20 protein-coding genes are annotated in these 23,126 nt (G+C 64.9%); 10 read left to right on the forward strand and 10 right to left on the reverse strand.

Annotated features, from left to right (window positions below):
• The first annotated feature begins 21 nt into the window (after window positions 1–21).
• The 8 genes from CHB99_RS22210 to CHB99_RS22245 all read left to right on the forward strand — a co-directional run bounded on the left by CHB99_RS22210 (window position 22) and on the right by CHB99_RS22245 (window position 8,864).
• On the forward strand, window positions 22–798 hold the full coding sequence (locus CHB99_RS22210; RefSeq protein ID WP_042127688.1) for a TerC family protein: 777 nt from the start codon (window positions 22–24) through the stop codon (window positions 796–798).
• Between the two features lie 194 nt (window positions 799–992).
• On the forward strand, window positions 993–2,651 hold the full coding sequence (locus CHB99_RS22215) for a Na/Pi cotransporter family protein (protein WP_042127686.1): 1,659 nt from the start codon (window positions 993–995) through the stop codon (window positions 2,649–2,651).
• Window positions 2,652–2,688: 37 nt separating this feature from the next.
• Window positions 2,689–4,068: a M16 family metallopeptidase gene (locus CHB99_RS22220; protein WP_042127685.1), complete on the forward strand. Its 1,380-nt coding sequence runs from the start codon at window positions 2,689–2,691 to the stop codon at window positions 4,066–4,068.
• Window positions 4,069–4,281: 213 nt separating this feature from the next.
• Window positions 4,282–5,301, forward strand: a complete 1,020-nt coding sequence (locus CHB99_RS22225; RefSeq protein WP_042127683.1) for a DUF5924 family protein — start codon at window positions 4,282–4,284, stop codon at window positions 5,299–5,301.
• A 54-nt stretch (window positions 5,302–5,355) separates the two neighbouring features.
• The gene (locus CHB99_RS22230) at window positions 5,356–6,498 is read left to right on the forward strand and encodes an ABC transporter permease (RefSeq protein WP_042127681.1); all 1,143 of its coding nucleotides are present in this window, start codon (window positions 5,356–5,358) and stop codon (window positions 6,496–6,498) included.
• On the forward strand, window positions 6,495–7,289 hold the full coding sequence (locus tag CHB99_RS22235; RefSeq protein WP_042127680.1) for an ABC transporter ATP-binding protein: 795 nt from the start codon (window positions 6,495–6,497) through the stop codon (window positions 7,287–7,289). The genes CHB99_RS22230 and CHB99_RS22235 overlap by 4 nt, the downstream gene beginning before the upstream one ends.
• A 1-nt stretch (window position 7,290) precedes the next feature.
• Complete coding sequence (locus tag CHB99_RS22240; protein ID WP_042127678.1) at window positions 7,291–8,229, forward strand: MlaD family protein; 939 nt, start codon at window positions 7,291–7,293, stop codon at window positions 8,227–8,229.
• Entirely contained in the window at window positions 8,226–8,864 is a 639-nt protein-coding gene (locus tag CHB99_RS22245) for an ABC-type transport auxiliary lipoprotein family protein (protein ID WP_042127676.1), read from the forward strand. The genes CHB99_RS22240 and CHB99_RS22245 overlap by 4 nt, the downstream gene beginning before the upstream one ends.
• Here the strand turns inward: CHB99_RS22245 and CHB99_RS22250 are convergent.
• From CHB99_RS22250 to CHB99_RS22270, 5 genes are all read right to left on the reverse strand, one after another.
• Entirely contained in the window at window positions 8,846–10,075 is a 1,230-nt protein-coding gene (locus CHB99_RS22250; protein WP_042127674.1) for a nucleoside recognition domain-containing protein, read from the reverse strand. The genes CHB99_RS22245 and CHB99_RS22250 overlap by 19 nt on opposite strands.
• Window positions 10,076–10,322: 247 nt before the next feature.
• Window positions 10,323–11,654 (reverse strand): glutamate/aspartate:proton symporter GltP, encoded by a 1,332-nt coding sequence (gene gltP, locus CHB99_RS22255; protein ID WP_042127671.1) that lies wholly within the window; start codon window positions 11,652–11,654, stop codon window positions 10,323–10,325.
• A 733-nt stretch (window positions 11,655–12,387) separates the two neighbouring features.
• On the reverse strand, window positions 12,388–12,858 hold the full coding sequence (locus CHB99_RS22260; protein WP_042127669.1) for an inhibitor of vertebrate lysozyme family protein: 471 nt from the start codon (window positions 12,856–12,858) through the stop codon (window positions 12,388–12,390).
• 4 nt (window positions 12,859–12,862) lie between these two features.
• On the reverse strand, window positions 12,863–13,027 hold the full coding sequence (locus tag CHB99_RS22265; RefSeq protein WP_042127667.1) for a DUF1328 domain-containing protein: 165 nt from the start codon (window positions 13,025–13,027) through the stop codon (window positions 12,863–12,865).
• A 45-nt stretch (window positions 13,028–13,072) separates the two neighbouring features.
• On the reverse strand, window positions 13,073–13,345 hold the full coding sequence (locus CHB99_RS22270) for a hypothetical protein (protein ID WP_042127666.1): 273 nt from the start codon (window positions 13,343–13,345) through the stop codon (window positions 13,073–13,075).
• 324 nt (window positions 13,346–13,669) lie between these two features.
• Here CHB99_RS22270 and algB point away from each other — a divergent pair, with 324 nt between their 5' ends.
• Together algB and CHB99_RS22280 are read left to right on the forward strand one after the other, a co-directional pair.
• Entirely contained in the window at window positions 13,670–15,016 is a 1,347-nt protein-coding gene (gene algB / locus CHB99_RS22275) for a sigma-54-dependent response regulator transcription factor AlgB (protein WP_042127664.1), read from the forward strand.
• On the forward strand, window positions 15,013–16,800 hold the full coding sequence (locus CHB99_RS22280; RefSeq protein WP_042127662.1) for an ATP-binding protein: 1,788 nt from the start codon (window positions 15,013–15,015) through the stop codon (window positions 16,798–16,800). Before algB ends, CHB99_RS22280 begins: the two co-directional genes overlap by 4 nt.
• On the opposite strand, the gene CHB99_RS22285 is transcribed toward CHB99_RS22280, so the two are convergent.
• The 5 genes from CHB99_RS22285 to dsbA all read right to left on the reverse strand — a co-directional run bounded on the left by CHB99_RS22285 (window position 16,801) and on the right by dsbA (window position 22,974).
• Window positions 16,801–18,420, reverse strand: coding sequence for an EAL domain-containing protein (locus CHB99_RS22285; protein WP_042127660.1), 1,620 nt, complete (start codon window positions 18,418–18,420; stop codon window positions 16,801–16,803).
• Window positions 18,421–18,501: 81 nt separating this feature from the next.
• A complete protein-coding gene (locus CHB99_RS22290) occupies window positions 18,502–19,287 on the reverse strand; it encodes an N-acetylmuramoyl-L-alanine amidase (protein ID WP_042127658.1) in 786 nt (261 codons plus the stop codon).
• A 64-nt stretch (window positions 19,288–19,351) separates the two neighbouring features.
• Complete coding sequence (locus CHB99_RS22295) at window positions 19,352–21,310, reverse strand: GGDEF domain-containing protein (protein WP_042127656.1); 1,959 nt, start codon at window positions 21,308–21,310, stop codon at window positions 19,352–19,354.
• Between the two features lie 167 nt (window positions 21,311–21,477).
• Window positions 21,478–22,332 carry an endonuclease/exonuclease/phosphatase family protein gene (locus CHB99_RS22300; RefSeq protein WP_042127654.1) on the reverse strand — a complete coding sequence of 285 codons (855 nt, stop codon included), beginning with the start codon at window positions 22,330–22,332 and terminating at the stop codon, window positions 21,478–21,480.
• A gap of 12 nt (window positions 22,333–22,344) precedes the next feature.
• Complete coding sequence (dsbA, locus tag CHB99_RS22305; RefSeq protein WP_042127652.1) at window positions 22,345–22,974, reverse strand: thiol:disulfide interchange protein DsbA; 630 nt, start codon at window positions 22,972–22,974, stop codon at window positions 22,345–22,347.
• Between the last annotated feature and the right edge of the window lie 152 nt (window positions 22,975–23,126).

The raw sequence follows: 23,126 nt of genomic DNA on the forward strand, positions 1-23,126 counted from the left end.
CTTACGCTCGAAGGAACAAACATGGAATGGCTGACCAGCCCGGAAATCTGGGTTGCCTTTTTCACTCTGACCGCACTCGAAATCGTGCTCGGGATCGACAACATCATCATGATCTCGATCCTGGTCAGCCGCATGCCCAAGCACATGCAGCAACGCACCCGGATCTTCGGCCTGGCCCTGGCCATGGTCACGCGGATCATGCTGCTGCTCTCGATCACCTGGGTCATGCGCCTTACCGATGACCTGTTCCATGTCTTCGGCCAGGGCATTTCCGGGCGTGACCTGATCCTGTTCTTCGGCGGCCTGTTCCTGTTGTGGAAAAGCTCCCAGGAGATCTACCACGGCCTCGAGGGCGAGGACGAAAGCAACGAGGAGCCGAGCGCCGGCAAGGGTGGCAAGTTCTTCTACACCATCATCCAGATCGCCATCATCGACATCGTGTTCTCCCTGGACTCGGTGATCACCGCGGTGGGCATGGTGTCCCATGTTCCGGTGATGGTCGCCGCGATCATCGTCGCCGTGCTGGTGATGATGCTCTGCGCCAAGGCCATCAGCGACTTCATCGAGAAACACCCGTCGCTGAAGATGCTCGCCCTGTCGTTCCTCATCGTGGTCGGTACGGTGCTGATCGCCGAGGCCTTCGAAGTCCACGTGCCGAAGGGCTACGTCTACTTCGCCATGGCCTTCTCCCTGGCCGTGGAAGCGATCAACATCCGCATGCGCACCGCCGCGGCGAAGAAACGCGACCAGCAACCGAGCGAGCCGGTGAAACTTCGCAAGGACATCCCGGGTCAGTAATACTGGCCAGTCGCTGAATCAAGGCCCCTTCCGGGGCCTTTTTTCATTGTGGATCAGTGACAAACGCGCTGGCGCCATGGCTTGCGCCGGGCTAAAGCTTAAAGGGAGCACTGGAAACAACCGCCGTCTTCACGGCCAGGCTCCGAGCGTCGTTCATTCGCCCCAGTGGGGCACGGGAAAACAGGGGGCCCAGCATGCTGACCCTGCTCAATCTGCTGTCAGCCGTCGCCCTGCTGATCTGGGGCACACATATCGTCCGTACCGGCATCCTGCGGGTCTACGGCTCCAACCTGCGCCGCGTCATCGGCCAGAACATGGCGCGCAGGCCGCTGGCGTTCATCGCCGGGATCCTGGTCACGGCCATGGTGCAGAGCAGCAACGCCACGGCGATGCTGGTCACCTCGTTCGTCGGCCAGGGCCTGATGGCCCTGACCCCGGCCCTGGCGATCATGCTCGGCGCCGACGTCGGTACCGCGCTGATGGCGCGGGTGCTGACCCTCGACCTGTCGTGGCTGTCGCCGCTGCTGATCTTCCTCGGCGTGATCTTCTTCCTCTCGCGCAAGCAGACCCGCGCCGGCCAGCTCGGACGGGTGGGCATCGGCCTGGGCCTGATCATCCTCGCTCTGCAGCTGATCGTCGAAGCGGCCACGCCGATCACCACGGCGCAGGGGGTCAAGGTCCTGTTCGCCTCGCTGACCGGCGATATCCTGCTCGACGCCCTGATCGGCGCCCTGTTCGCGATGATTTCCTACTCCAGCCTGGCCGCGGTGCTGCTGACCGCGACCCTGGCCGGGGCCGGGGTGATCGGCCTGCCGGTGGCGATCGGCCTGGTGATCGGTGCCAACATCGGCAGCGGTCTGCTGGCCTTCATCGGCACCAGCATGCGCAACAGCGCGGGGCGCCAGGTGGCGCTGGGCAGCCTGCTGTACAAGCTGATCGGCCTGCTGCTGACCATTCCGCTGCTGCATCCGCTGGTCGAGTGGATGGACAGCCTGAACTTCCGCCCCGCGGAGCTGGTGATCGGTTTCCACCTGCTCTACAACAGCCTGCGTTGCCTGACCCTGCTGCCCACCGTCGGCCTGATGTCGCGGGCCTGCGCCTGGCTGATGCCTGAGCGCCCGGAAACCAATGGCCACACCACCCCGCGCCACCTCGACCCCGCGGCCCTCGCCACCCCCAGCCTGGCCCTGGCCAACGCGGTGCGCGAGACGCTGCGCCTGGGTGATCTGGTGGACAGCATGCTGGAGTCCATGAACGGCGTGCTGCGTGGCACCCACACGGCGGTTTCCCAGGAAGTGCGCAGCCTCGGCGACGATGTCGAGGCGCTGTACAACGCGATCAAGCTGTACCTGGCGCAGATGCCCCGGGAAGACCTCAGCGAGCAGGACAGACAGCGCTGGGCCGAGATCATCGAACTGGCACTGAACCTGAAAATGGCCAGCGACCTGATCGAACGCATGCTGCGCAAGATCCAGCAGCAGAAGACCTCGCAGCGCCGCGAGTTCTCCCAGGTCGGCCTGGAGGAACTGACCGGCCTGCAGAGTCAGTTGCTGGCCAACCTGCGCCTGGGGCTGTCGGTATTTCTCAGCGCCGATCCGGAAAGCGCGCGCCAGCTGTTGCGGGAAAAACGCCGTTTCCGTGCCCAGGAACGGCGCCTGGCCCATGCCCACGTCAGCCGCCTGCAGCGCAAGGTGGTACAAAGCATCGAGACCAGCGCCCTGCACCTGGAGCTGATCGCCGATATGAGAAGGTTGAATTCATTGTTCTGCAGCAGTGCCTATGTGGTACTCGGTGGTCATGACACGGGCGCGTTGCTCATCGACAGCGTGCCGGACGAAATCCATTCGCCGTGACCCCGTGCCGCCTCGAACCGATTCAAGGAAGTCGTTCATGCGTTGCCTGATATTCGTCTGCCTGTTGCTGGGCTGTGCCCCCGGCTTTGCCCTCGATCGCAACCAGGTCGAGGGCTACCTGCTGCCCAATGGCCTGCAGGTGCTGCTCAAGCCCGGCTACGAGCGCGACCATGTGTCGATCCGCCTGGTGGTGGGCATCGGCTTCGATGACTTCTCCTGCGAACAGAAGGAGTTGCCCCACCTGCTCGAACACCTGCTGTTCAGTGGCATCGACGACGACGGCGAGGGTGGCCTGGAGAAACGCATGCAGGCGCTCGGCGGCGAATGGAACGCCTATACCAGCAGCGCCGATACCACCTTCGTCATCGAGGCCCCCGCGCGCAACCAGCGCAAGGTCCTCGACCTGCTGCTGGCGATCATTCAGCAGACGCGCATCGACGACGATGCCCTGGCCCTGTCCAAACGCATCGTCGAGCGCGAGGACGGCGGGCACTACACGCACCTGCAACGCTGGCTCGACCGCCAGGACCTCGGCCAGCGCTCCGGCGACCAGTTGGCGGTGGAGCTGGGGCTGAAATGCGCCGAACGCTCCGACGTCGAGGACATGACCGTGGAGCAGGTGGAAGAGGTGCGCAAGCGCTGGTATGCGTCGAACAACATGACCCTGATCGTGGTCGGCGGTCTCGACCGGGTACTGCCGGCCTATCTGGAGCGCAGCTATGGCGAACTGGAACCGGTTGAACCGGTCGAGCGCCGGACGCTGGCGGGTGTCACCCGCCAGGCCGAAGCCGAGCGCACCCTGATCCACGGCCTGCTGGGCAACAGCGCGCGGTTGAGCTGGCTGTTCCTGGAGCCGGTGCTGGACAGCGAACACGACGAAACCCTGGAGCTGCTGCAGCGCTACCTGGACTGGGCGCTGTACGACGAGCTGCGGCTCAGGCACGGCCTGTCCTATGGGCCCTGGAGCCAGCGCGAGACCTTTGGCGACAGCGGCTTGCTCAGCCTCAACGCCGACCTGGAGCGAGACCAGGTGGCGCAGGCCGTCGCGGTGGTCCGGGCCATGCTCGAGCGCCTGCGCGAGGACGGGCTGGACCCGCAGACCTTCGAGCGGGTCAAGGCCGCGGCCATCGCCCGCGAGGCCTGGACCACCCAGGGCAACAGTGCGCTGGCGGATTACTACTGGGGGGCGCTGAACGGGTATGCCGACGGGCGTTTCGTCGATCCCGCGCAGCGCATGCGCGGGGTGAGCCTGGACGAGGCCAACCAGGCCATGCGCCTGCTGTTCAAGGACGCCGGGTGGGTGAGGGTGGAGAAGCCGTTGCTGGGGTATGACGAGCTGTTCTGGGTGGGGGTGCTGGGAGTGCTGCTGGTGGTGATCGGTGGGGGGATCTGGTATCGGCGCAGGTCAGTTAGCTGAGAGTGGATGGGTTTGGGCCTGCCTTGCAGGCCTTCGCGGGCAAGCCACGCTCCTACGGAATGATGCGTGACCCAGTAGGAACGCGGCGTGCCCCCGTAGGAGCGCGGCTTGCCCGCGAAGGACCGCGTAGCGGTCCCAACGGGATGCACGTCTGAGGATCAAAAACCCGGTATCCTTGTAACCATATTTTTCAGCCCTTCATGTACTCCCCAAATGCCCATCTACATCCAGCGCATCATCGAACTGATCCAGCGCTACCCCGGGGTCATCGCGCTCGGTGGCTTCATCTCCGGTATCGGCAGTTTCATCCTCGTCGACCGCCAGGAAAGCCTGGCCAGCTGGGTGGCCATCCTGATGCTGGTGAGCTGGGTCTGGCTGATGCTGGAAAACACCTTCACCGAACTGTTCAGCCGCACCTTCAAGCGCGAGATCCCGCAGCCCCTGCTGCGCTACGCGACGCAAATGATCCACCAGGAAAGCCTGTTCTTCACCCTGCCGTTCTTCTTCGTCACCACCACCTGGAACAGCGGCCAGCTGGTCTTCACCGGACTGCTCGGGGCCGCCGGCCTGGTGTCGATCATCGACCCGCTGTACTACAAATGGGTGGCGCCACGGCGCTGGCTGTTCATGGCCATGCACACCCTGACCCTGTTCGCGGCGCTGCTCACCGCGCTGCCGATCATCCTCCACCTGACCACCGCGCAAAGCTTCAAGCTGGCCCTCGGCACGGCGATGCTGCTGTCCTTCCCCAGCCTGGCCAGCAGCTTCCCGATCCGTCACTGGCGCCGCGGCGTGGCCCTGGTGCTGGTGACCCTGGCGGTCGGCGGCGCCGGCTGGCTGCTGCGCTCCTGGGTGCCACCGGCGACCCTGTGGATGACCGAGGTGGCGATCAGCACCGAGGTGCAGAACCGCACGCCAGGAGCAAGCCTCAAGCAAGTCTCCGCCAGCCAGATCCGCGGCGCCGGGCTCTACGCCTACACCGCGATCAAGGCCCCGCGCGGGCTGAACGAGCGGATCTACCATGTCTGGCAATTCAACGGCAAAGAGGTCGACCGCATCGCCCTGGACATCAACGGCGGGCGCAAGGAGGGTTACCGCGCCTGGACCCACAAGCAGGTGTTCCCGGCCAACCCGGTGGGGCGCTGGCAGGTGCGGGTGCTGACCGAGGACGGCCAGGTCATCGGTGTCCTGCGCTTCCGTGTCATAGACGACGGTCAAGCACCTGCCACGTAGTGGCGCTATGCTCTGAGGCTGCGCAGCGAAGTGCCGAAGGAATGCCTGGAGCCTATGACCAGCAATGCCATCCCCGCCAGCGTCACCCTGGATACCGGCAGCAGCCCGAGCTGCCTGCGGCTCAGCGGTGACTGGACCCTGGCCAACTACGCCAGCCTCAAGCACAGCGCCACCGCCCTCGGCGGCCAATACGACCAGGACACCACGGTCGACCTGAGCCAGCTCGGCAAGCTCGACACCGCCGGCGCCTCGCTGCTGGTGGAACTGCTCGGCCCGCAACGCCTGGCCCAGCTGGAAGCCGATAGCCCGCTGCCGGCGGCCAGCCGCAAGCTGCTGCACAACGTGCAGGGGTCGCTCGAGGCGTTCTGCATCCCGCCACGCAACGCCCAGATCCCGGTGCTGACCCAACTGCTGGCGCGTATCGGCGCGGCGGTGGACACCCTGTACCAGGACAGCCGCCAGCTGCTCGGCTTCATCGGCCTGATCATCGCCACCCTGGCCCGTCGCGCCCTGCAACCCCGGCGCTGGCGGGTCACCTCGGTGGTCGCGCATATCGAACAGACCGGTCTCGACGCGGCGCCCATCGTCGCCCTGCTGACCTTCCTGGTCGGCGCCGTGGTGGCCTTTCTCGGCGCCACGGTGCTGGCCAGCTTCGGCGCCAGTATCTTCACCGTGGACCTGGTGGCGTTCTCCTTCCTGCGCGAGTTCGGCGTGCTGCTCACCGCCATCCTCATGGCCGGTCGCACCGCCAGCGCCTTCACCGCGCAGATCGGCTCGATGAAGGCCAACGAGGAGATCGACGCGATCCGCACCCTCGGTCTCGACCCGGTGGAACTGCTGGTGATCCCGCGGGTGCTGGCGCTGCTGATCGCCCTGCCGCTGCTGACCTTCCTCGCCATGCTCTGCGGCATCGTCGGCGGTGGGGTGGTCTGCGCGCTGTCGCTGGACATCTCGCCGGCCATGTTCCTCTCGCTGCTGGAAAGCGATATCGGCGTACAGCACTTCCTCGTCGGCCTGCTCAAGGCACCGTTCTTCGCCTTCCTGATCGCCGCCATCGGCTGCCTGGAAGGTTTCAAGGTCAGCGGCAGCGCCGAGTCGGTCGGCGCCCACACGACCTCGGCGGTGGTCCAGTCGATTTTCGTGGTGATCATGCTCGACGCCGTGGCCGCGCTGTTCTTCATGGAGATGGGCTGGTGAGCGACGATTCCCGGGAAAAGGTCATCGAGGTCCGTGGCCTGTGCAACCGCTTCGGCGCGCAGAGCGTGCACGAGAACCTCGACCTCGACCTGTACCGTGGCGAGATCCTCTCCGTGGTCGGCGGCTCCGGCAGCGGCAAGTCGGTGCTGCTGCGCAGCATCGTCGGTCTGCGCCGGCCCAACGAAGGCCAGGTGCGGGTGTTCGGCGAAGACCTGTCCAGCGCCGATGCGCAGCAGCGCTCGTTGATCGAACGGCGTTTCGGCGTGCTGTTCCAGAAGGGCGCGCTGTTCTCTTCGCTGACCGTGACCGAGAACGTCGCCTTGCCGCTGATCGAACACGCAGGCCTGAGCCGCGACGACGCCGAGCACCTGGCCGGGGTCAAGCTGGCCCTGGCCGGCCTGCCGCAGTCGGCGGCGGACAAGTTTCCCGCCTCGCTGTCCGGCGGCATGATCAAGCGCGCCGCCCTGGCCCGAGCCCTGGCCCTGGACCCGGACATCCTGTTCCTCGACGAACCCACCGCCGGCCTCGACCCGATCGGCGCCGCGGCCTTCGACCAGTTGATCCTGACCCTGCGCGATGCCCTGGGTCTGAGCGTGTTCCTCATCACCCACGACCTGGACACCCTCTACACCATCAGCGACCGGATCGCCGTGCTGGCGCAGAAGAAAGTGCTGGTGGCCGCGCCGATCGACACCGTGGCGGCGACCGATGACCCGTGGATTCACGAGTATTTCCATGGCCCGCGTGGCCGTGCGGCCTACACGGCCGCGACAGCGCTGAAGGAGAAGTGAGATGGAAACCCGCGCGCATCATGTACTGATCGGGATGGTCACCGTGCTGGTGGTGGCCGGCGCCATGCTCTTCGGCCTGTGGCTGGCCAAGTCCAGCGTCGACGCGACGTTCAAGGACTACGAGGTGGTGTTCAACGAGGCAGTGACCGGCCTGTCCCGCGGCAGTGCCGTGCAGTACAGCGGGATCAAGGTGGGCGACGTGATGAGCCTGCGCCTCGACCCCAATGACCCGCGCCGGGTGCTGGCACATGTCCGCCTCAACGCCGACACCCCGGTCAAGCAGGACACCCAGGCCAAGCTGACCCTCACCGGGGTCACCGGCACCTCGCTGATCCAGCTCAGCGGCGGCACCCCGGACAGCCCGCCGCTGGTGGGCAAGAGCGGCAAGCTGCCGATCATCGTCGCCACGCCATCGCCGATCTCGCGCCTGCTCACCGACAGCAGCGACCTGGTGACCAACATCAACCTGCTGCTGCACAACGCCAACCGCCTGTTCTCCCCGGAGAACACCGAGCGCCTCAGCGCCACCCTGGCCAACCTGGAGCAGACCACCGGCGCCGTCGCCGCCCAGCGCGACGACATCAGCCAAGCGATCAAGCAGCTGTCGACCCTCGGCCAGCAGGCTGGCATCGCGCTGCAACAGACTGGCGAGCTGATGCGCAACGCCAACCAGCTGCTCGGCAACCATGGGACGGATATTGCGCAGAGCGCCGACCAGGCCATGAAATCCCTGGCGCAGACAACCACGACCCTCAACAGCCTGCTGGAAAGCAATCGCGAAGCCCTCGACAGCGGCGCCCAGGGTTTCCGCGACCTGTCCCCGGCGTTGCGCGAACTGCGCGACACCCTCAATTCGCTCAAGGCCATCTCCCGCCGCCTTGAGGCCAACCCCAGCGGCTACCTGCTCGGCCGTGACCAAAGCAAGGAGTTCGAGCCATGAGCCTCGCCAGCCGCTTGTCCCTGGCCCTGTTGATCAGCTTGAGCAGCGCCTGCTCGATCCTGCCGAAAGCGGAGAACGCCGATGTCTACCGCCTGCCGGCCGCGGCCGTGACGCCGTCCGGCGCGGCGCCGGTGAGCTGGTCGCTGCGGATCAACAAACCGCTGACCAGCGACGCGCTGAACGTGCCGCGTATCGCCGTGGTGCCGCAAGGCAACGTGCTCAGCAGCTACAAGGGCGCGCGCTGGACCGATCCGGCCCCGGCGCTGCTGCGCAACCGCATCCTCGATGCCTTCCAGCGCGACGGACGGGTGCCGCGCCTGAGCGCCGACGACAGCAATCTGCAATCGGATTTCGAACTGGTGGGCGAGCTGCAGGCATTCCAGAGCGAATACACGGCCGCGGGCATCGACGTGGTCGTGCGTCTCGATGCGCGTCTGGTGGACGGACGCAGCCAGCGCATGATCGCCAGCCGCATCTTCGAGGTACGCCAGCCGCAGCCCGACAAGCACGTACCGGCGGTGGTCGCCGGGCTGGGTCAGGCCACCGACCGGCTGAGCGCGCAACTGCTGGACTGGACCCTGAAACAGGGCGAGCAGTACCAGCGGGCGTCAGGCAATCAGGCGAAGAACCAGTAGCACACGCCGATGGCGCCGAGCACCCCGGCCAGCTCGGCGAGCAGGGCACAACCCACGGCGTGGCGGGTGCGCTGGATGCCGACCGCACCGAAGTACACCGCCAGCACGTAGAAAGTGGTCTCGGTACTGCCCTGCACCGTGGCCGCCACCAGCGCCGGGAAGCTGTCGACCCCGTGGGTCTGCATGGTCTCGATCAGCATGGCGCGCGCCGCGCTGCCGGAGAACGGCTTGACCAGCGCGGTGGGCAGGGCGTCGACGAAGCGGGTGTCCCAGCCCAGCCATTCCACCGTATGACGGATGCCGTCGAGGCCGAACTCCAGCGCCCCGGAGGCACGCAATACGCCAACCGCACAGAGCATCGCCACCAGGTAGGGCAGCAGGTTCTTCGCCACGTCGAAACCTTCCTTGGCGCCTTCGACGAAGGTTTCGTACACCTTGACCTTCTTCAGTGCACCGATCAGCAGGAACAGCATGATCAGGCCGAACAGGGTGAGGTTGCCGAGGATCGACGACAGGCTGGCCAGGGCGGCGGCCGACATGCTCGCCAGCAGCGCCATGAACCCGCCGAGCAGCAGCGCGCCCGGCACCAGGTAGGCCAGCACCACCGGGTCCCACAGGCGCAGGCGCTGGACGATGGCCACCGAGAGCAGGCCAACCAGGGTCGAGCAACTAGTGGCGAGCAGGATCGGCAGGAATACCAGGGTCGGGTCCATGGCGCCTTGCTGGGCGCGGTACATGAAGATGGTCACCGGCAGCAGGGTCAGGGACGAGGCGTTGAGCACCAGGAAGAGGATCTGCGCGTTGCTCGCGGTGGTCGGGCTGGGGTTCAGCTCCTGCAACGCACGCATCGCCTTGAGGCCGATGGGCGTGGCGGCGTTGTCCAGGCCCAGGCCGTTGGCGGCGAAGTTCAGGGTGATCAGGCCGAGGGCCGGGTGCCCGGGCGGGACTTCCGGCATCAGGCGGCGGAACAGCGGGCCGAGGACCTTGGCCAGCCACTCGACGATACCGGCCTGCTCGGCGATCTTGAGGAAGCCCAGCCACAGGGTCAGGGTGCCGAACAGCAGCACCATCACCTCGACCGAGAGCTTGGCCATGGCGAAGATGCTTTCCACCATCGCCGCAAAGATTCCCGCGTTACCCCCTGCCAGCCACTGCGCCAGGGCGGAAATGGCCGCCACCACGAAAAAACCGAGCCAAAGGCCGTTGAGCATTCGAATGTCCCCTTGAAGATGGGCTGAATGATAGCGGAAGCCATGCGCAGAAGTCCGTGCAGGCGCGCGGCGACTGTAGGAGCGAGGCTTGCCCGCGAAGGACCGTGGAACGGTCCCCAATGGCGTTGCTGTCGGGGACCGCTGACGCGGTCCTTCGCGGGCAAGCCACGCTCCTACCAGGGGAGTGTCGTGCGAAGCCAATAAAAAAGCCCCGACGAGTCGGGGCTTTGTTCAGGTCAGGCAGGGCTCAGGAATTGACGGTCTTGCCAGCCGGCGCCGCTTCCTTGCTGCGCCAGTGCGGCAGCGAGTTCCAGTACTTCTGGCCTTTCTCGGCGTCGTACATGCCTTCCCAGCGCGCGATGACCAGTACGGCCAGGGCGTTGCCGATCACGTTCAGGGCGGTACGCGCCATGTCCATGATGCGGTCCACACCGGCGATGAAGGCCAGGCCTTCCAGCGGAATACCCACGCTGCCCAGGGTCGCCAGCAGGACCACGAAGGAAACGCCCGGCACGCCGGCGATGCCCTTGGAGGTGACCATCAGGGTCAGGACCAGCAGCAGTTGCTGGCTGATCGACAGATCGATGCCATACAGCTGGGCGATGAAGATCGCCGCGATGCTCTGGTACAGGGTCGAACCGTCGAGGTTGAACGAGTAGCCGGTCGGTACCACGAAGCTGCAGATGGCTTTCGGCGCGCCGTAGGCTTCCATCTTCTCGATGACTCGCGGCAGCACGGTTTCCGAACTGGCGGTGGAGTAGGCCAGGACCAGTTCGTCCTTGAAGATGCGCATCAGCTTGATGATCGAGAAGCCGAACAGGCGCGCTATCAGGCCCAGCACCATGAAGGCGAAGAAGGCGATGGCGAAGTACACCAGCAGCACCAGCTTGGCCAGCGGCAGCAGCGAGGCGAAGCCGAAGTTGGCGACGGTCACGGCGATCAGGGCGAATACACCGATCGGGGCGTAGTTCATGATCATGTGGGTGACCTTGAACATGGCTTCGGAAACGCCCTGGAAGGTCTTCACCAGCGGGTCGCGGATTTCCGCGTTGAGGCTCGACAGGCCCAGGCCGAACATGACCGAGAAGAAGATGATCGGCAGCATTTCACCGCGCATCAGCGCCGCGAAGATGTTCGACGGGATCAGGTTGAGAATGGTCTCGATGAACGCATGCTCGTGCTGAACCTCGGCCGCGGTGGCCTGGTACTTGGAGATGTCCACGGTGCCCAGGGTGCTCATGTCGATGCCGGCGCCCGGGTGGAAGAGGTTGGCCAGGAGCAGACCGACGACGATCGCGATGGTGGTGACGATCTCGAAGTAGATGATGGTCTTGAGGCCGATACTGCCAAGTTTCTTCGCATCGCCAACCCCGGCGATACCCACGATCAGCGAGGAAATCACGATCGGGATGACGATCATCTTGATCAGGCGAATGAAGATGTCACCGGCAGGCTGCAGCACGTTGCTGATCCACCATGCCTTTTCCGCACTGAAGTGATTCAGCAGGGCACCGATGGCGATACCCAGGACAAGACCGATGAGGATCTGCCAGGCGAGGCTTAGTTTTGCCTTCTTCATGTCATTACCTTTTTCTTCAAGTGGACACGGGCATTGCGCTGTAACCAGCGTTCCAGAGCGGCTATAGGCCAATCAGGAAACTTCTTCGGCAACAGTCAAGGACACCGCAGAAGGTCGTCGCGAGCGAACGGAAACGAACGCTGGCTGGCGAAAAAAGGCGCAACTATTCAGGCGGGAAGGGGCTCAGTCTAATGCCGTAAACGAGTGACCTATGCCGAATCGGCATGATCTTTTTGTGAAAAAACCCGCGTCTCAGGGGGTTGGCAACGCGCTGTTCGGAATTCCGAATAGGACCGATCCGCCATATTTCGGCAGATTCACACGGCATTCCGTCAACAGGAAGTGTCAGTGTTCGACAATCCGAATGGGTGAAAAGGATCTGATGACGGTAGGAAAAATCAGAAAAAAATTTTCCCGGACAGACGAGCGGGTGACCGATTTGCCATCTATCGCAAAGGTCAGCGCCGAAAATGCGGAGGGATGCTGCCGGGACAGTCCGCCCAGGGTACCCCGCCTGCAGGGCACCCTGACGGACTCGTTCCCGGCCTTGCCTGCCTGACCCGGCCCTCGGCGGAGGCACTCCATGTACCCCTAGGCCCCTGCGATCCTGCAACAATCAGAGCGGCCCGGCCCCTTGGTCATGCGCCCACCCTCCTCGGGTGAGCGCAGCATGGAAAGCTGAAAGGGAGAAAGGTTCAGCTTCCTCTGAAGCACCGATGCGCCCGGCGGCGCCTCAGTACCAGTTCGGATCACGTTTGAGCTGCTCCCTGAGCATGGCCTGCATGCCCTCGTCGGGTTTGCCCAGCCAGCGATAGTCGGCGTGGCGGGTCGGTGACTTGTCGGCGGGCAGTCCTTCCGGTACCTCCACCAACATGCCGTAGGCCTTGTCCTTGTCCCACCTGAAGGCCACGATCAGACGCTTGCTCAGGCACTTGCCGGCGCTTTCGCAGACCGGCCCCACCAGATACTTGTCGCCGTCTTCCTCGACCGCGGACATCTGGTGCTCGGAAACCCCGCTCAGATTGATCACCCAATCCGGCAAGCGTTCCTCTTTCCTGACCACGTCCTGCCAGGTTTGCCGATATTCGGGGTCCGAGCCGAGCAGTTCGCTGGCCCGGACCTGGCCGTCATTGGCCGCCATTGCCACCGATCCGCCGCCCAGCAACAGGGCGACGGCCAGGGCGTTTCGTATCACGCCTTTCATTGACTCAGCCTCGACCGCGACGACCAAAGAAGAAGGAAGCCACGAACAGCACCAGGAAGATGATGAAGAGGATCTTCGCGATACCGGTAGCGGCGCCGGCGATACCACCGAAGCCCAGCACGGCGGCGACAATGGCGATAATCAGGAAGGTGATGGCCCAACTCAACATGGTGATTCTCCTTCTGTTTTGGAAAAGGTCCTGCTCATCCGCGGCTCAGAACACCCAGCGCTCACGCGGCGCCGTGGTATCGACGCTGGCGGCCGGAAGTGCCCGGGAACCCATGACGGGGGTGGTTTGCAAGGGGAGCGCGCGGCTTTCATGAATGCGCACGACCTGGACAGCGAGCTGGCTGTCGACCTGTCTTGCCTGCCAGGCGTGATGCAACTGCCCGGCGACCAGGGTCAACAGCAGCGCCAGGAGCAGGAACAGCGCCTGACGCAAATGGTGTGGCGATATAAGCACCAGGGCGGCGGAGGGACGTTTCATGTGCCGGGCTCCTCTTGCTGCATCTTGTTATGACCTGGAAGGGTCATTGCAGCCTGCATGCCAGCCTTTTGAAATCTAATTAATCTTTAAAAATCAGATACTTAGAATAAGTCCTGAAAACAGCCGAAGCGCATCCTGCACGATGCCGCCTTGCGCGGTCGTGCGTTTTGCATGATGGACGAGGTGTTTCGCGCGGCCAGACCACCGACGGACGGCGGGAAACCGCGAGCTAGCATGCATGGAAAGGAATGAATCAGAATCGACCATGCAACTTGCCCGATTTTTCCGACACTAACCAAGATAATTCCCAAGGAGCGCAGGAAAATGGAGTCAGCCCCGGACCCTCAAGGCCGCATTCTGTTGGTGGACGACGAGTCCGCGATCTTGCGGACCTTCCGTTATTGCCTGGAGGACGAGGGCTACACCGTTGCCACGGCCAACAGCGCCGCGCAGGCCGAGACGCTGCTGCAGCGCCAGGTCTTCGACCTGTGCTTCCTCGATCTGCGCCTGGGTGAGGACAACGGTCTCGACGTGCTGGCGCAGATGCGCATCCAGGCCCCGTGGATGCGCGTGGTGATCGTCACCGCCCACTCCGCCGTGGACACCGCCGTGGATGCGATCCAGGCGGGTGCCGCCGATTACCTGGTCAAACCGTGCAGTCCCGACCAGTTGCGCCTGGCCACGGCCAAGCAACTGGAGGTGCGCCAGTTGTCCGCGCGCCTGGAGGCGCTGGAAGGCGAGGTGCGCAAGCCCAAGGACGGCCTGGACTCCCACAGCCCGGCAATGATGGTGGTGCTGGAAACCGCCCGGCAGGTGGCGACCACCGACGCCAACATTCTTATCCTCGGCGAATCCGGCACCGGCAAAGGCGAGCTGGCCCGTGCCATCCATGGCTGGAGCAAGCGTGCGCGCAAGGCCTGCGTCACCATCAACTGCCCGTCGCTGACCGCGGAACTGATGGAAAGCGAGCTGTTCGGCCATAGCCGGGGCGCCTTCACCGGCGCCAGCGAGAGCACCCTGGGCCGGGTCAACCAGGCCGACGGCGGCACCCTGTTCCTCGACGAGATCGGCGACTTCCCGCTGACCCTGCAACCCAAGCTGCTGCGCTTCATCCAGGACAAGGAATACGAACGGGTCGGCGATCCGGTGACCCGTCGCGCCGATGTGCGCATCCTCGCCGCCACCAACCTGAACCTGGAAGACATGGTCCGCGATGGCCGCTTCCGCGAAGACCTGCTGTACCGCCTCAATGTCATCACCCTGCACCTGCCACCGCTGCGTGAACGCAGCGAGGACATCCTGACCCTGGCCGAGCGCTTCCTCGCCCGCTTCGTCAAGGAGTACTCGCGACCGGCCCGGGCCTTCAGCGACGAAGCCCGCGCGGCCCTGCTCAACTATCGCTGGCCGGGCAACATCCGCGAGCTGCGCAACGTGATCGAGCGGGCCAGCATCATCTGTCCCCAGGAAAAGGTGGAAATCAGCCACCTGGGCATGGCCGAGCAACCCACCAGCAATGCCCCGCGCATCGGCGCCGCGCTGAGCCTGGACGAACTGGAACGCGCGCACATCGGCGCGGTACTGGCGACCAGCGACACCCTCGACCAGGCCGCCAAGACCCTCGGCATCGATGCCTCGACCCTGTACCGCAAGCGCAAGCAGTACAACCTATGAAGTGGGCGATGAAGCTGCGCACGCGGCTTTTCCTCAGTATTTCCGCACTGATGAGCGTGGCCTTGCTCGGCCTGCTGCTCAGTCTGGTCAGCGTGCAGCAGATGGCCAGCTCGCAGCAGGCGCTGATCCGCAACAATGCCTTCGTGCTCGACATGGGCCTGAAGCTGCGGCAGAACCTCAGCGAGCAACTGACCCAGATCCTCGACGACAGCGCCGACCCGCGGGCCCTCGCCGGCCTGCAGGAGCAGTTCCAGCAACTGCTCGACGAAGGTCTGCGGCATGAGGAGCAGGTCGAGGGCAGCAAGGACTTTTCCCGCGCCAACACCGAATTCCAGAACTTTCTCGCGAGACTGCGCGAAAGTGCTGCGCCAGCGCGCAGCCTGAGTGTCGACGCCCCCTTGGGCCAGGCGTTCAGCGCCCTGCGCGCGACCCTGATCGGCGCGCACAAGCAAGCCGTGGAGCAGATCCGCGGCGCCGAGAAGGTGTCCCGCGATCGCGCGGTGCTGATGTCCGGCGCGCTCGGACTAATCGGTTTCGCCGTGCTGGCCCTGGGTTTTCTCACCGCCCACGGCATCGCCCGGCGCTTCGGTCAGCCGATCGAGGCGTTGGCCAGCGCCGCCGACCAGGTCGGCCTGGGCAATTTCGATGTGACCCTGCCGGTGACTTCGGCACTGGAAATCAACCAGCTGAGCAAGCGCTTCAGCCTGATGGCCGAGGCCCTGCGCGCGCACCAGGCAACCAATGTCGACGAACTGCTGGCCGGCCAGCAACGCCTGCAGGCGGTGCTCGACAGCATCGATGACGGCCTGCTGATCATCGACCGCCAGGGCCGCCTGGAGCACCTCAACCCGGTGGCCCAACGCCAGTTGGGCTGGGACGATTCGCGCGCGGGCAGCCGCCTCGGCGAAGCCCTGCAACGTCCCGAGCTGGACCAGCAACTGCACCTGGTCCTGCGTGGCGGCAGCCTGGAGCGGGTGCCGGAAGACCTGCACCTGGAAATCGACAAGGAAACCCGCGTCCTTACCTACAGCCTGACCCCGGTGTGCCACCCGGACGGGCAGATCCTCGGCGCGGTGATGGTGCTCCACGATGTCACCGAACAGCGCGCCTTCGAACGGGTGCGCAGCGAGTTCGTCCTGCGTGCCTCGCACGAGTTGCGCACACCGGTGACCGGTATGCACATGGCGTTCGGCCTGCTGCGCGAACGGGTCAGGTTTCCCGAGCAATCCCGCGAGGGCGATCTGCTCGACACCATCGGCGAGGAAATGCAGCGCCTGACCCAGTTGATCAACGACCTGCTGAACTTCTCTCGCTACCAGAGCGGCCAGCAGAAACTGGAGCGCAGCGTCTGCGCGCTCGACGAGTTGCTTGAGCGCGCCCGTACCCGCCATGCCGAGGCCGCCGCGGCCAGGCAGATCGACCTACAGTTGGAACTGGGTACGCCGCTGCCAAGGATCCAGGCCGATATCACCCAGCTCGACCGGGTCCTGGACAACCTGCTGGACAATGCCATCCGCCATACCGGCAGCGGCGGGCGCATTCGCCTGCAAGCGCGCCGGCATGGCGAGCGGGTGATCATCAGTGTCGAGGACAGCGGCGAAGGCATCGCCTACAGCCAGCAAGGACGAATCTTCGAACCCTTCGTCCAGGTCGGTCGCAAGAAAGGCGGGGCGGGGCTGGGCCTGGCCCTGTGCAAGGAGATCGTGCAGTTGCACGGCGGGCGCATGGGCGTCTATTCACGACCGGAACACGGCACCCAGTTCTACATGACGCTGCCGGTCTGATCAGGCCTCGTCGTCGATTCGCCGCGGCCCACGTCGTCGTCCCCGGGTAATCAGCTCGACGAACTGCCGCGCATTCAGCGGGTGGGCGAACAGCCAGCCCTGGCCGTAATTCACCCCTTCGCTGTTGAGCAGCAGGGCCTGGTCTTCGTACTCGATGCCCTCGGCGATCACCCGCAACTGCAGGGCATGGGCCATGCGGATGATGTGCGGGGCCACGCCGCTGCTGGCGGCGTCGTGGCCAAGGGCATCGATGAAGGCCTTGTCGATCTTCAGGCAATCCACCGGCAGGGTCTGCAGATAGGCGAGGCTGCAATAGCCGGTGCCGAAGTCGTCGATCAGCACCTGGTGCCCCACCGCGCGCAGGGCCTGCAGGTTGTCGCGGGCGACCACCACGTCGATCAGCCCGCGCTCGGTCACTTCGAAGGCGATCTGGCTGGCCGCGACATGGTGGGCCGCCAGCAGGCGCGCGGCGACCCGGCCGATGCGCGGCACCATCACGTCGCAGGCGGCGAGGTTGACCGAGATGTACAGCTGCGGATTGGCCCGCAGCAACTGCCCCAGCTGGTCGAAGACGCGCTGCAGGACGAAATCGGTGATCTGGCGAATCTGCCCGGTGTTCTCCGCCAGCGGAATGAACAGCTCGGGGCTGGTCAGGGTGCCATCCGGACGACGCCAGCGCACCAGGGCTTCGGCACCGACGCAGCGGCGGCTGTTCAGCTCGAAGATCGGTTGATACAGCACCTGCAGTTCACCTCGCCGCAGCGCGCCCTGCAGCTCCGAGCTCATCGAACGACTCTGTTGCACCAGTTGCAGCACCGCCCAGCCAATGCACCAGGCCAGCAGCAGGCTGCCGGGAAACAGCAGCCAGAGCGCGCCACTGAGCTTCAGCGGCTGGATGCTGCGCGGAGCGATCAGGACCAGCTGGTAGTCGGGGGAGCGGGTCGGCATGCGATAGAGCAGGCGATCGGGCAGCTCGATCAGCGCATCGCTCGACACCGGGGGCCAGGCGCCCCCCTCGGGCGGCCAGGGTTGCACCGCGCCCAGTACTGGTACCGCACGCCGACCGCGGTCGAGGACCACCAGCAGACTGCCGCCGGCGGGCAGGTCGACCACATCGGTCAGGTGCCCACGCGAGGTGGACACGCGAAAGGGGCCGCGCCCAAGGATCAGGGCCGCGCGGTTGTCATCCGGCTCGGTGCTGGTGTTCAGCCAGTAGCTGTAGGTGGGGCCCTGGATATCCGGGGGCGGGAGGGATTCGAAGGTGCGGTCGTCGAGGCGGTTGGAACAGATCTGGTGATCGTCCAGGTACGCCGCCTCGTAGACGAAGCGGTGGTTGAACGCGACCTGTTGCAGGGCGGAGAGCATTTCGGAGCTGCACCCGCGGGTCGGCTGCGCCTGGAGCTGGTCGACGCCCTGGCGCAACTGACCGAAGATCTGCTCCAGACGCTCCAGGAAACGCTCGCCCCGGGCGTTCATCTGCTCGCTTTCATTGACCTGCAATTGGTGCATGGCCACGCCCAGACTGCCTAACAACAGCAAAATGGCGCTCGCCGAGGCTGCCAGCGTTGCCAGGAGCCAGGGTCGATATAACAGGCCGCGCAGCAGCTGGGCAGGTGACATCGGAAATATCCCGTTGAATACCAAAGGTATAGCAACAGTATGCGAAGTCAGCCTGCCCGTTTGGCGGGGTTTTGACGGTAATCAGCGCGCGGTGTTCAACACCTGCAGCATCGCCGCGGTCTGGGCATCGGGTTGCCCATCGAAGCGCTGCGGGCGGAAACGCATCTGGAAAGCGGCGATGACATGCCGGGTAGCCACGTCGTACACCCCGGTCTGCTCGATGGCATAACCGAAACGCGCCAGTTGTTGCTGGTACCAGGTGATGCTCGGCGGATTCACCGCAAAGCGCGCCTGCTGCTGCGCCACCGCCCGCGCATCCGGCCAGATGCCCAGGCCTTCGTCGGCCAGGCGCTTCCACGGGAACATCGGGCCCGGGTCGAGCTTGCGCAGCGGAGCGATATCGCTGTGGCCGATGATGTGCCGCGGCTGGATGGCGTTGCGCTGGGCGATGTCCTTGAGCAGCAGGATCAGCGACTGCACCTGCGCCTCGCTGTAGGGATGCCAGACCCGCCCGGTGGGGGTGTCGGTGTAGCCGGGATTGACGATTTCGATACCGATCGAGGTCGAGTTGAGCCAGGTGCGGCCCTCCCACTGGCTGTCGCCGGCATGCCAGGCACGCCGGTTTTCATCGACCAGTTGATAGACGGTGGCATCGCGATCGTCACCGATCAGGTAGTGGCTGCTGACCTCGCCGTGGGTCAGCAAGGCCAGCGAGCGCTCCAGCGAGGCATTGGTGTAGTGCAGGATGACGAACTGGATACGGCTGTCCTGGTTGACCGAGGTATGGCTGCGGTCCACGCGCAATTGCGGGCCGCTGCTGCAACCCGCCAGGACCGCGAGCAGGAGAAGGGAGAAAAACGCTTTCATGGAAAAGGGGCAACGCCTGAAAAGTCTGCAATGCAATAGCATAACGTACCCCAGGAAAGGCCGCTCAGCCCTGTTCGACGCGGTTGCGGCCCAGGTGCTTGGCACGGTACAGGGCCTCATCGGCGCGTTTGAGGACTGCATCGCTGCGCTCGCCGGAGCGGAACGCGGTGATGCCGACCGATAGCGTGATGGTCACCCGCTCGCCCTTGAAGTGGAATGGGCAGGCTTCCACCGCCGCGCGCAGGCTTTCCGCCAACTGTAGACCACCGGCAAGCGCCGTCTGCGGGATCAGCAGGACAAATTCCTCGCCGCCGAAACGGGCGATGAAGTCTCGCGCACGCAGGCGCTTGCGCAATTCATTGGCGACGATCTTCAGCACCTTGTCGCCGGCCAGGTGGCCGTAGCTGTCATTGATGCGCTTGAAGTGGTCGAGATCGAGGATCGCCATCAGCAGATGACCGCCTTTCTCCTGCCAGTCGCCGACCTCGAGGTCCAGACGCTCGGACCAGGCCGCGCGGTTGGGCAAGCCGGTCAGCGGATCGACCAGGGCTTTCTGCCGTTGCTCTTCCAGGTGTTCGCGGTAGCCCTGGGCTTCCTGCTCCATGTGCGCGACCCGCTCGGACAGGCCCTTGAGGCGCGTGGCCATCTCCTGCTCGCGCTGGTCGCGCTGCTGCTGATGCTCGTCCATGGTGCCGAGCAGGCCTTCGAGACGGCCCTCCAGCACATGCTTGAGGCTGTCCAGGTCGGCCGCGCCCTGCACGCTGCTGTGCAGGCCGTCGACCTGCTCGCGCAACTGGCTGTTCAGGTCGCGTTCGGCGGACTGGTTGTCGGCGTGGCCTTCGCTGGCTTCCTGCAGATGGCTCTGGAAAGACTCCAGTCGTTCGTTGAGCTGTTGCAGGTAGGCTTCGAATTCGTGCTGGCCGCTGTCGGTGATCGCCAGCATCAGCACGGCCAGGTCGTCCAGCACCGGCAGCAGCTCGTACCAGTTCAGGCCGTGCTCAAGGCGTTCGCGCATCGACTCCGCCTGGGGTCGATGGCGCTCGGGCAGGCTGAGGTCGTCGAGCAGGCCGAGGAGGGTGTCCTCGATATGGGCAGCGACCGAACTGTAGGTCGGTTCGGTGCCGTCCGGGAGGGAATAAAGCAGTTCCTCCGGGGTCATCTGCGCTTCAGCGGACTCTTCGGGCTCGGGCTCGTCGGGTTCCGCGGCGGCGTCATCGGTATCGACGGCAGCGGGAGCCGGCTCGGCCTGGGGCTCAGGCTCGGCAACGGTCGGCGCGACGTCGAGCGCGGCGGGCTCCTCGCGCACCGGCTCGATCAGCACCATCGGCTCGGCTTCGACCAGCGCCGGGCCCGCGTACCGCGACTCGGGAACATCGACCGCGTGAGGCGCCGGCCTCAGCTCATCGACATCGGCGATGGCGAGCGCCTCGGCCTGGCGCACGACCATGGGCTGCGCCTGTTCCTGCGCGGCGTATTCCGCGACCGGCTCGGCAACGGCGTCACGCCCGCCGAACAGACGTTGCAGGAAGCCAGGCCGGTTGTGTTCTTCCGGATGGGTCAGCGCACCCAGCGCCTCCGCCTGCAACTTGCTCAGTTCGCTCAACAGCAGCGGGACTTCCCGCGACTGGCTGGCGCGGGCTTCGACCTGCTTGCCGAGCTTCTTCAGCGGCCGCCGTACTTCGCTGGGCAGCGACAGCACCTGCAGCTGGTTGACCAGCGAGGCAAGCGCGGTGGACACCTGGGATACCCGGGTCGCACGGCGCTGCTCGGAATCGAGCACGGCCTTTTCCAGACGGGGGATCAGGCCGGCAAGCGCGGCGTCCATGTTGTCGGTGCGGATGACGTCGCGCATTTCCTTCATGCACTCGTCGACCACCCGGTCGCTGCCTTCGGCGGCCAGGGTGCTGCGCACGAGACCACGACGCAGCAGGTCGAGGCGAGCCTCCCAACGGCGTTCCAGCTTTTCCTGCTGTTCGATGCTCTTGAGGTATTTCTCTTTCCAGCGCTGTGCTTCGTCGCTCATGCCCGGGGCCCACAAGAAAGGGTTCGCACGATAAAGTGCCTGCACGGCGATCAGGCAAGGCGAAAACAGGCGAGGAAGCGGAGTTGACTGGCTGTCAATGAGCATTCCGAGCCTGTTTTCAACGCAGCATGATCGTCGTGCAGGCGCTTTTCGTGTGAAGCCTGGGACTAACGCAAAACCGGAAGCGTATCCACAGTCAGTGCATCAGGCAAACGAATCTCAACCGCGACCGGCAAATGATCGGAAATCGGCTGGGAAAGCACCTCGACGCGCTCCAGGGTCAGGCTGGGGCTCAACAGAATGTGATCCAGGCAACGCTGCGGTCGCCAGCTGGGGAAAGTCGCTTCGACCTGCGGCGCGATCAGGCCGAGATCGCGCAGGGGCGAGTGCTGCAGCAGATCGGTGGCGTGGGTGTTCATGTCGCCCATCAGCACCTGGTGCCGATAGCCGCCGATCAGTTCGCGGATATAGGCCAGTTGCCGGGCGCGGGTCCTGGCACCCAGGGCGAGGTGCATCATGACCACGACCAGGGCGTCCTCACCTTCGCCGAAACGAACCAGGATCGCCCCCCGTCCGGCCGGGCCGGGCAATGGGTGATCTTCGAGCAGATGCGGTTTCAGGCGGCTGAGCACGCCATTGCTGTGCTGGGCGAAGCGCCCGAGATTGCGATTGAGCTGCTGGTACCAGTAGGGGAAGGCGCCGAGATGGGCCAGGTGCTCGACCTGATTGACGTAGCCCGAACGCAGGCTGCCACCATCGGCCTCCTGCAGGGCGACCAGATCGAAGTCGTTGAGCAGTTGGCCGATCTTCTGCAGGTTGCCGGCGCGCCCGGTGTGCGGCAGCAGATGCTGCCAGCTGCGGGTCACGTAGTGGCGGTAACGCTCGGTGCTGATACCGACCTGGATATTGAAGCTGAGCAGGCGCAGGCGACCGTCCCGGGGCAGGTTGTCGTCGCCCACATGGTGCTCGTTGATCCGCGGGTCACAGAGGCCGGCGACCCGCTCGCTTCTCCAGCGTGCCATGGCAGTCGCCGCTTACTTCGCGGCGCGCTCCTTGGCGATCAACTGGTCGGCGACATTCAGCACGCCTTCCGGACCACCGGCGGTACCCAGGTCGAAGCGGTACTTGCCGTTGACCACCATGCTCGGTACGCCGGTGATTTCGTACTTCTTCGCCAGTTCCTTGGCCTGGTTGACCTGGCCCTTGATGGCGAACGAGTTGAAGGTGGCGAGGAACTTGTCCTTGTCCACGCCTTGGGTGGCGAGGAAATCGGCCATGTCGTCAGGCTTGGTCAACTGCTTGCGCTGATTCTGGATGGCATCGAACACCGCGGCGTGGACCTTGTGCTCGACGCCCATGGCTTCGAGGGTCAGGAACATCTGGCCGTGTGCATCCCATGGGCCGCCGAACATGGCCGGCACGCGCTTGAAATTGACGTCGGCGGGCAGCTTGTCGATCCACGGGTTGATGGTCGGTTCGAAGTGATAGCAGTGCGGGCAGCCGTACCAGAACAGCTCGACGACCTCGATCTTGCCGGGCTGGGACACCGGCACCGGGTTGCTCAGCTCGATGTATTCCTTGCCCGCGACCGGCTCCGCGGCCTGGGCAGTCATACCGAAGACGCTGGCGGCCACCAGCGCGGCGCTGAGAATCAGATTACGCATGCTTTACTCCTGAGCAGTCTTTGAATCGCCCTTGAACGACGTGTCTTCTGACAGGCCAAGGCGGGTTCGAGTTCGTAAGTGTAACGGCAGAAATCATAAAAAAGGGCGGCCGAAGCCACCCTTTTCATGTTTGCGACGCGCCATTAACGCAG

Origin of the sequence: Pseudomonas japonica (assembly GCF_900188455.1) — a bacterium.
In the GTDB taxonomy this organism is placed as follows: Bacteria; Pseudomonadota; Gammaproteobacteria; order Pseudomonadales; family Pseudomonadaceae; genus Aquipseudomonas; species Aquipseudomonas japonica.

Excerpts from the sequence above, each read along its gene's own strand:
- CHB99_RS22210 (WP_042127688.1), top strand. The coding sequence starts at position 22 with ATGGAATGGCTGACCAGCCCGGAAATCTGGGTTGCCTTTTTCACTCTG.
- CHB99_RS22215 (WP_042127686.1), top strand. The coding sequence starts at position 993 with ATGCTGACCCTGCTCAATCTGCTGTCAGCCGTCGCCCTGCTGATCTGG.
- CHB99_RS22220 (WP_042127685.1), top strand. The coding sequence starts at position 2,689 with ATGCGTTGCCTGATATTCGTCTGCCTGTTGCTGGGCTGTGCCCCCGGC.
- CHB99_RS22225 (WP_042127683.1), top strand. The coding sequence starts at position 4,282 with ATGCCCATCTACATCCAGCGCATCATCGAACTGATCCAGCGCTACCCC.
- CHB99_RS22230 (WP_042127681.1), top strand. The coding sequence starts at position 5,356 with ATGACCAGCAATGCCATCCCCGCCAGCGTCACCCTGGATACCGGCAGC.
- CHB99_RS22240 (WP_042127678.1), top strand. The coding sequence starts at position 7,291 with ATGGAAACCCGCGCGCATCATGTACTGATCGGGATGGTCACCGTGCTG.
- CHB99_RS22245 (WP_042127676.1), top strand. The coding sequence starts at position 8,226 with ATGAGCCTCGCCAGCCGCTTGTCCCTGGCCCTGTTGATCAGCTTGAGC.
- CHB99_RS22250 (WP_042127674.1), bottom strand. The coding sequence starts at position 10,075 with ATGCTCAACGGCCTTTGGCTCGGTTTTTTCGTGGTGGCGGCCATTTCC.
- gltP (WP_042127671.1), bottom strand. The coding sequence starts at position 11,654 with ATGAAGAAGGCAAAACTAAGCCTCGCCTGGCAGATCCTCATCGGTCTT.
- CHB99_RS22260 (WP_042127669.1), bottom strand. The coding sequence starts at position 12,858 with ATGAAAGGCGTGATACGAAACGCCCTGGCCGTCGCCCTGTTGCTGGGC.
- CHB99_RS22265 (WP_042127667.1), bottom strand. The coding sequence starts at position 13,027 with ATGTTGAGTTGGGCCATCACCTTCCTGATTATCGCCATTGTCGCCGCC.
- CHB99_RS22270 (WP_042127666.1), bottom strand. The coding sequence starts at position 13,345 with ATGAAACGTCCCTCCGCCGCCCTGGTGCTTATATCGCCACACCATTTG.
- algB (WP_042127664.1), top strand. The coding sequence starts at position 13,670 with ATGGAGTCAGCCCCGGACCCTCAAGGCCGCATTCTGTTGGTGGACGAC.
- CHB99_RS22280 (WP_042127662.1), top strand. The coding sequence starts at position 15,013 with ATGAAGTGGGCGATGAAGCTGCGCACGCGGCTTTTCCTCAGTATTTCC.
- CHB99_RS22285 (WP_042127660.1), bottom strand. The coding sequence starts at position 18,420 with ATGTCACCTGCCCAGCTGCTGCGCGGCCTGTTATATCGACCCTGGCTC.
- CHB99_RS22290 (WP_042127658.1), bottom strand. The coding sequence starts at position 19,287 with ATGAAAGCGTTTTTCTCCCTTCTCCTGCTCGCGGTCCTGGCGGGTTGC.
- CHB99_RS22295 (WP_042127656.1), bottom strand. The coding sequence starts at position 21,310 with ATGAGCGACGAAGCACAGCGCTGGAAAGAGAAATACCTCAAGAGCATC.
- CHB99_RS22300 (WP_042127654.1), bottom strand. The coding sequence starts at position 22,332 with ATGGCACGCTGGAGAAGCGAGCGGGTCGCCGGCCTCTGTGACCCGCGG.
- dsbA (WP_042127652.1), bottom strand. The coding sequence starts at position 22,974 with ATGCGTAATCTGATTCTCAGCGCCGCGCTGGTGGCCGCCAGCGTCTTC.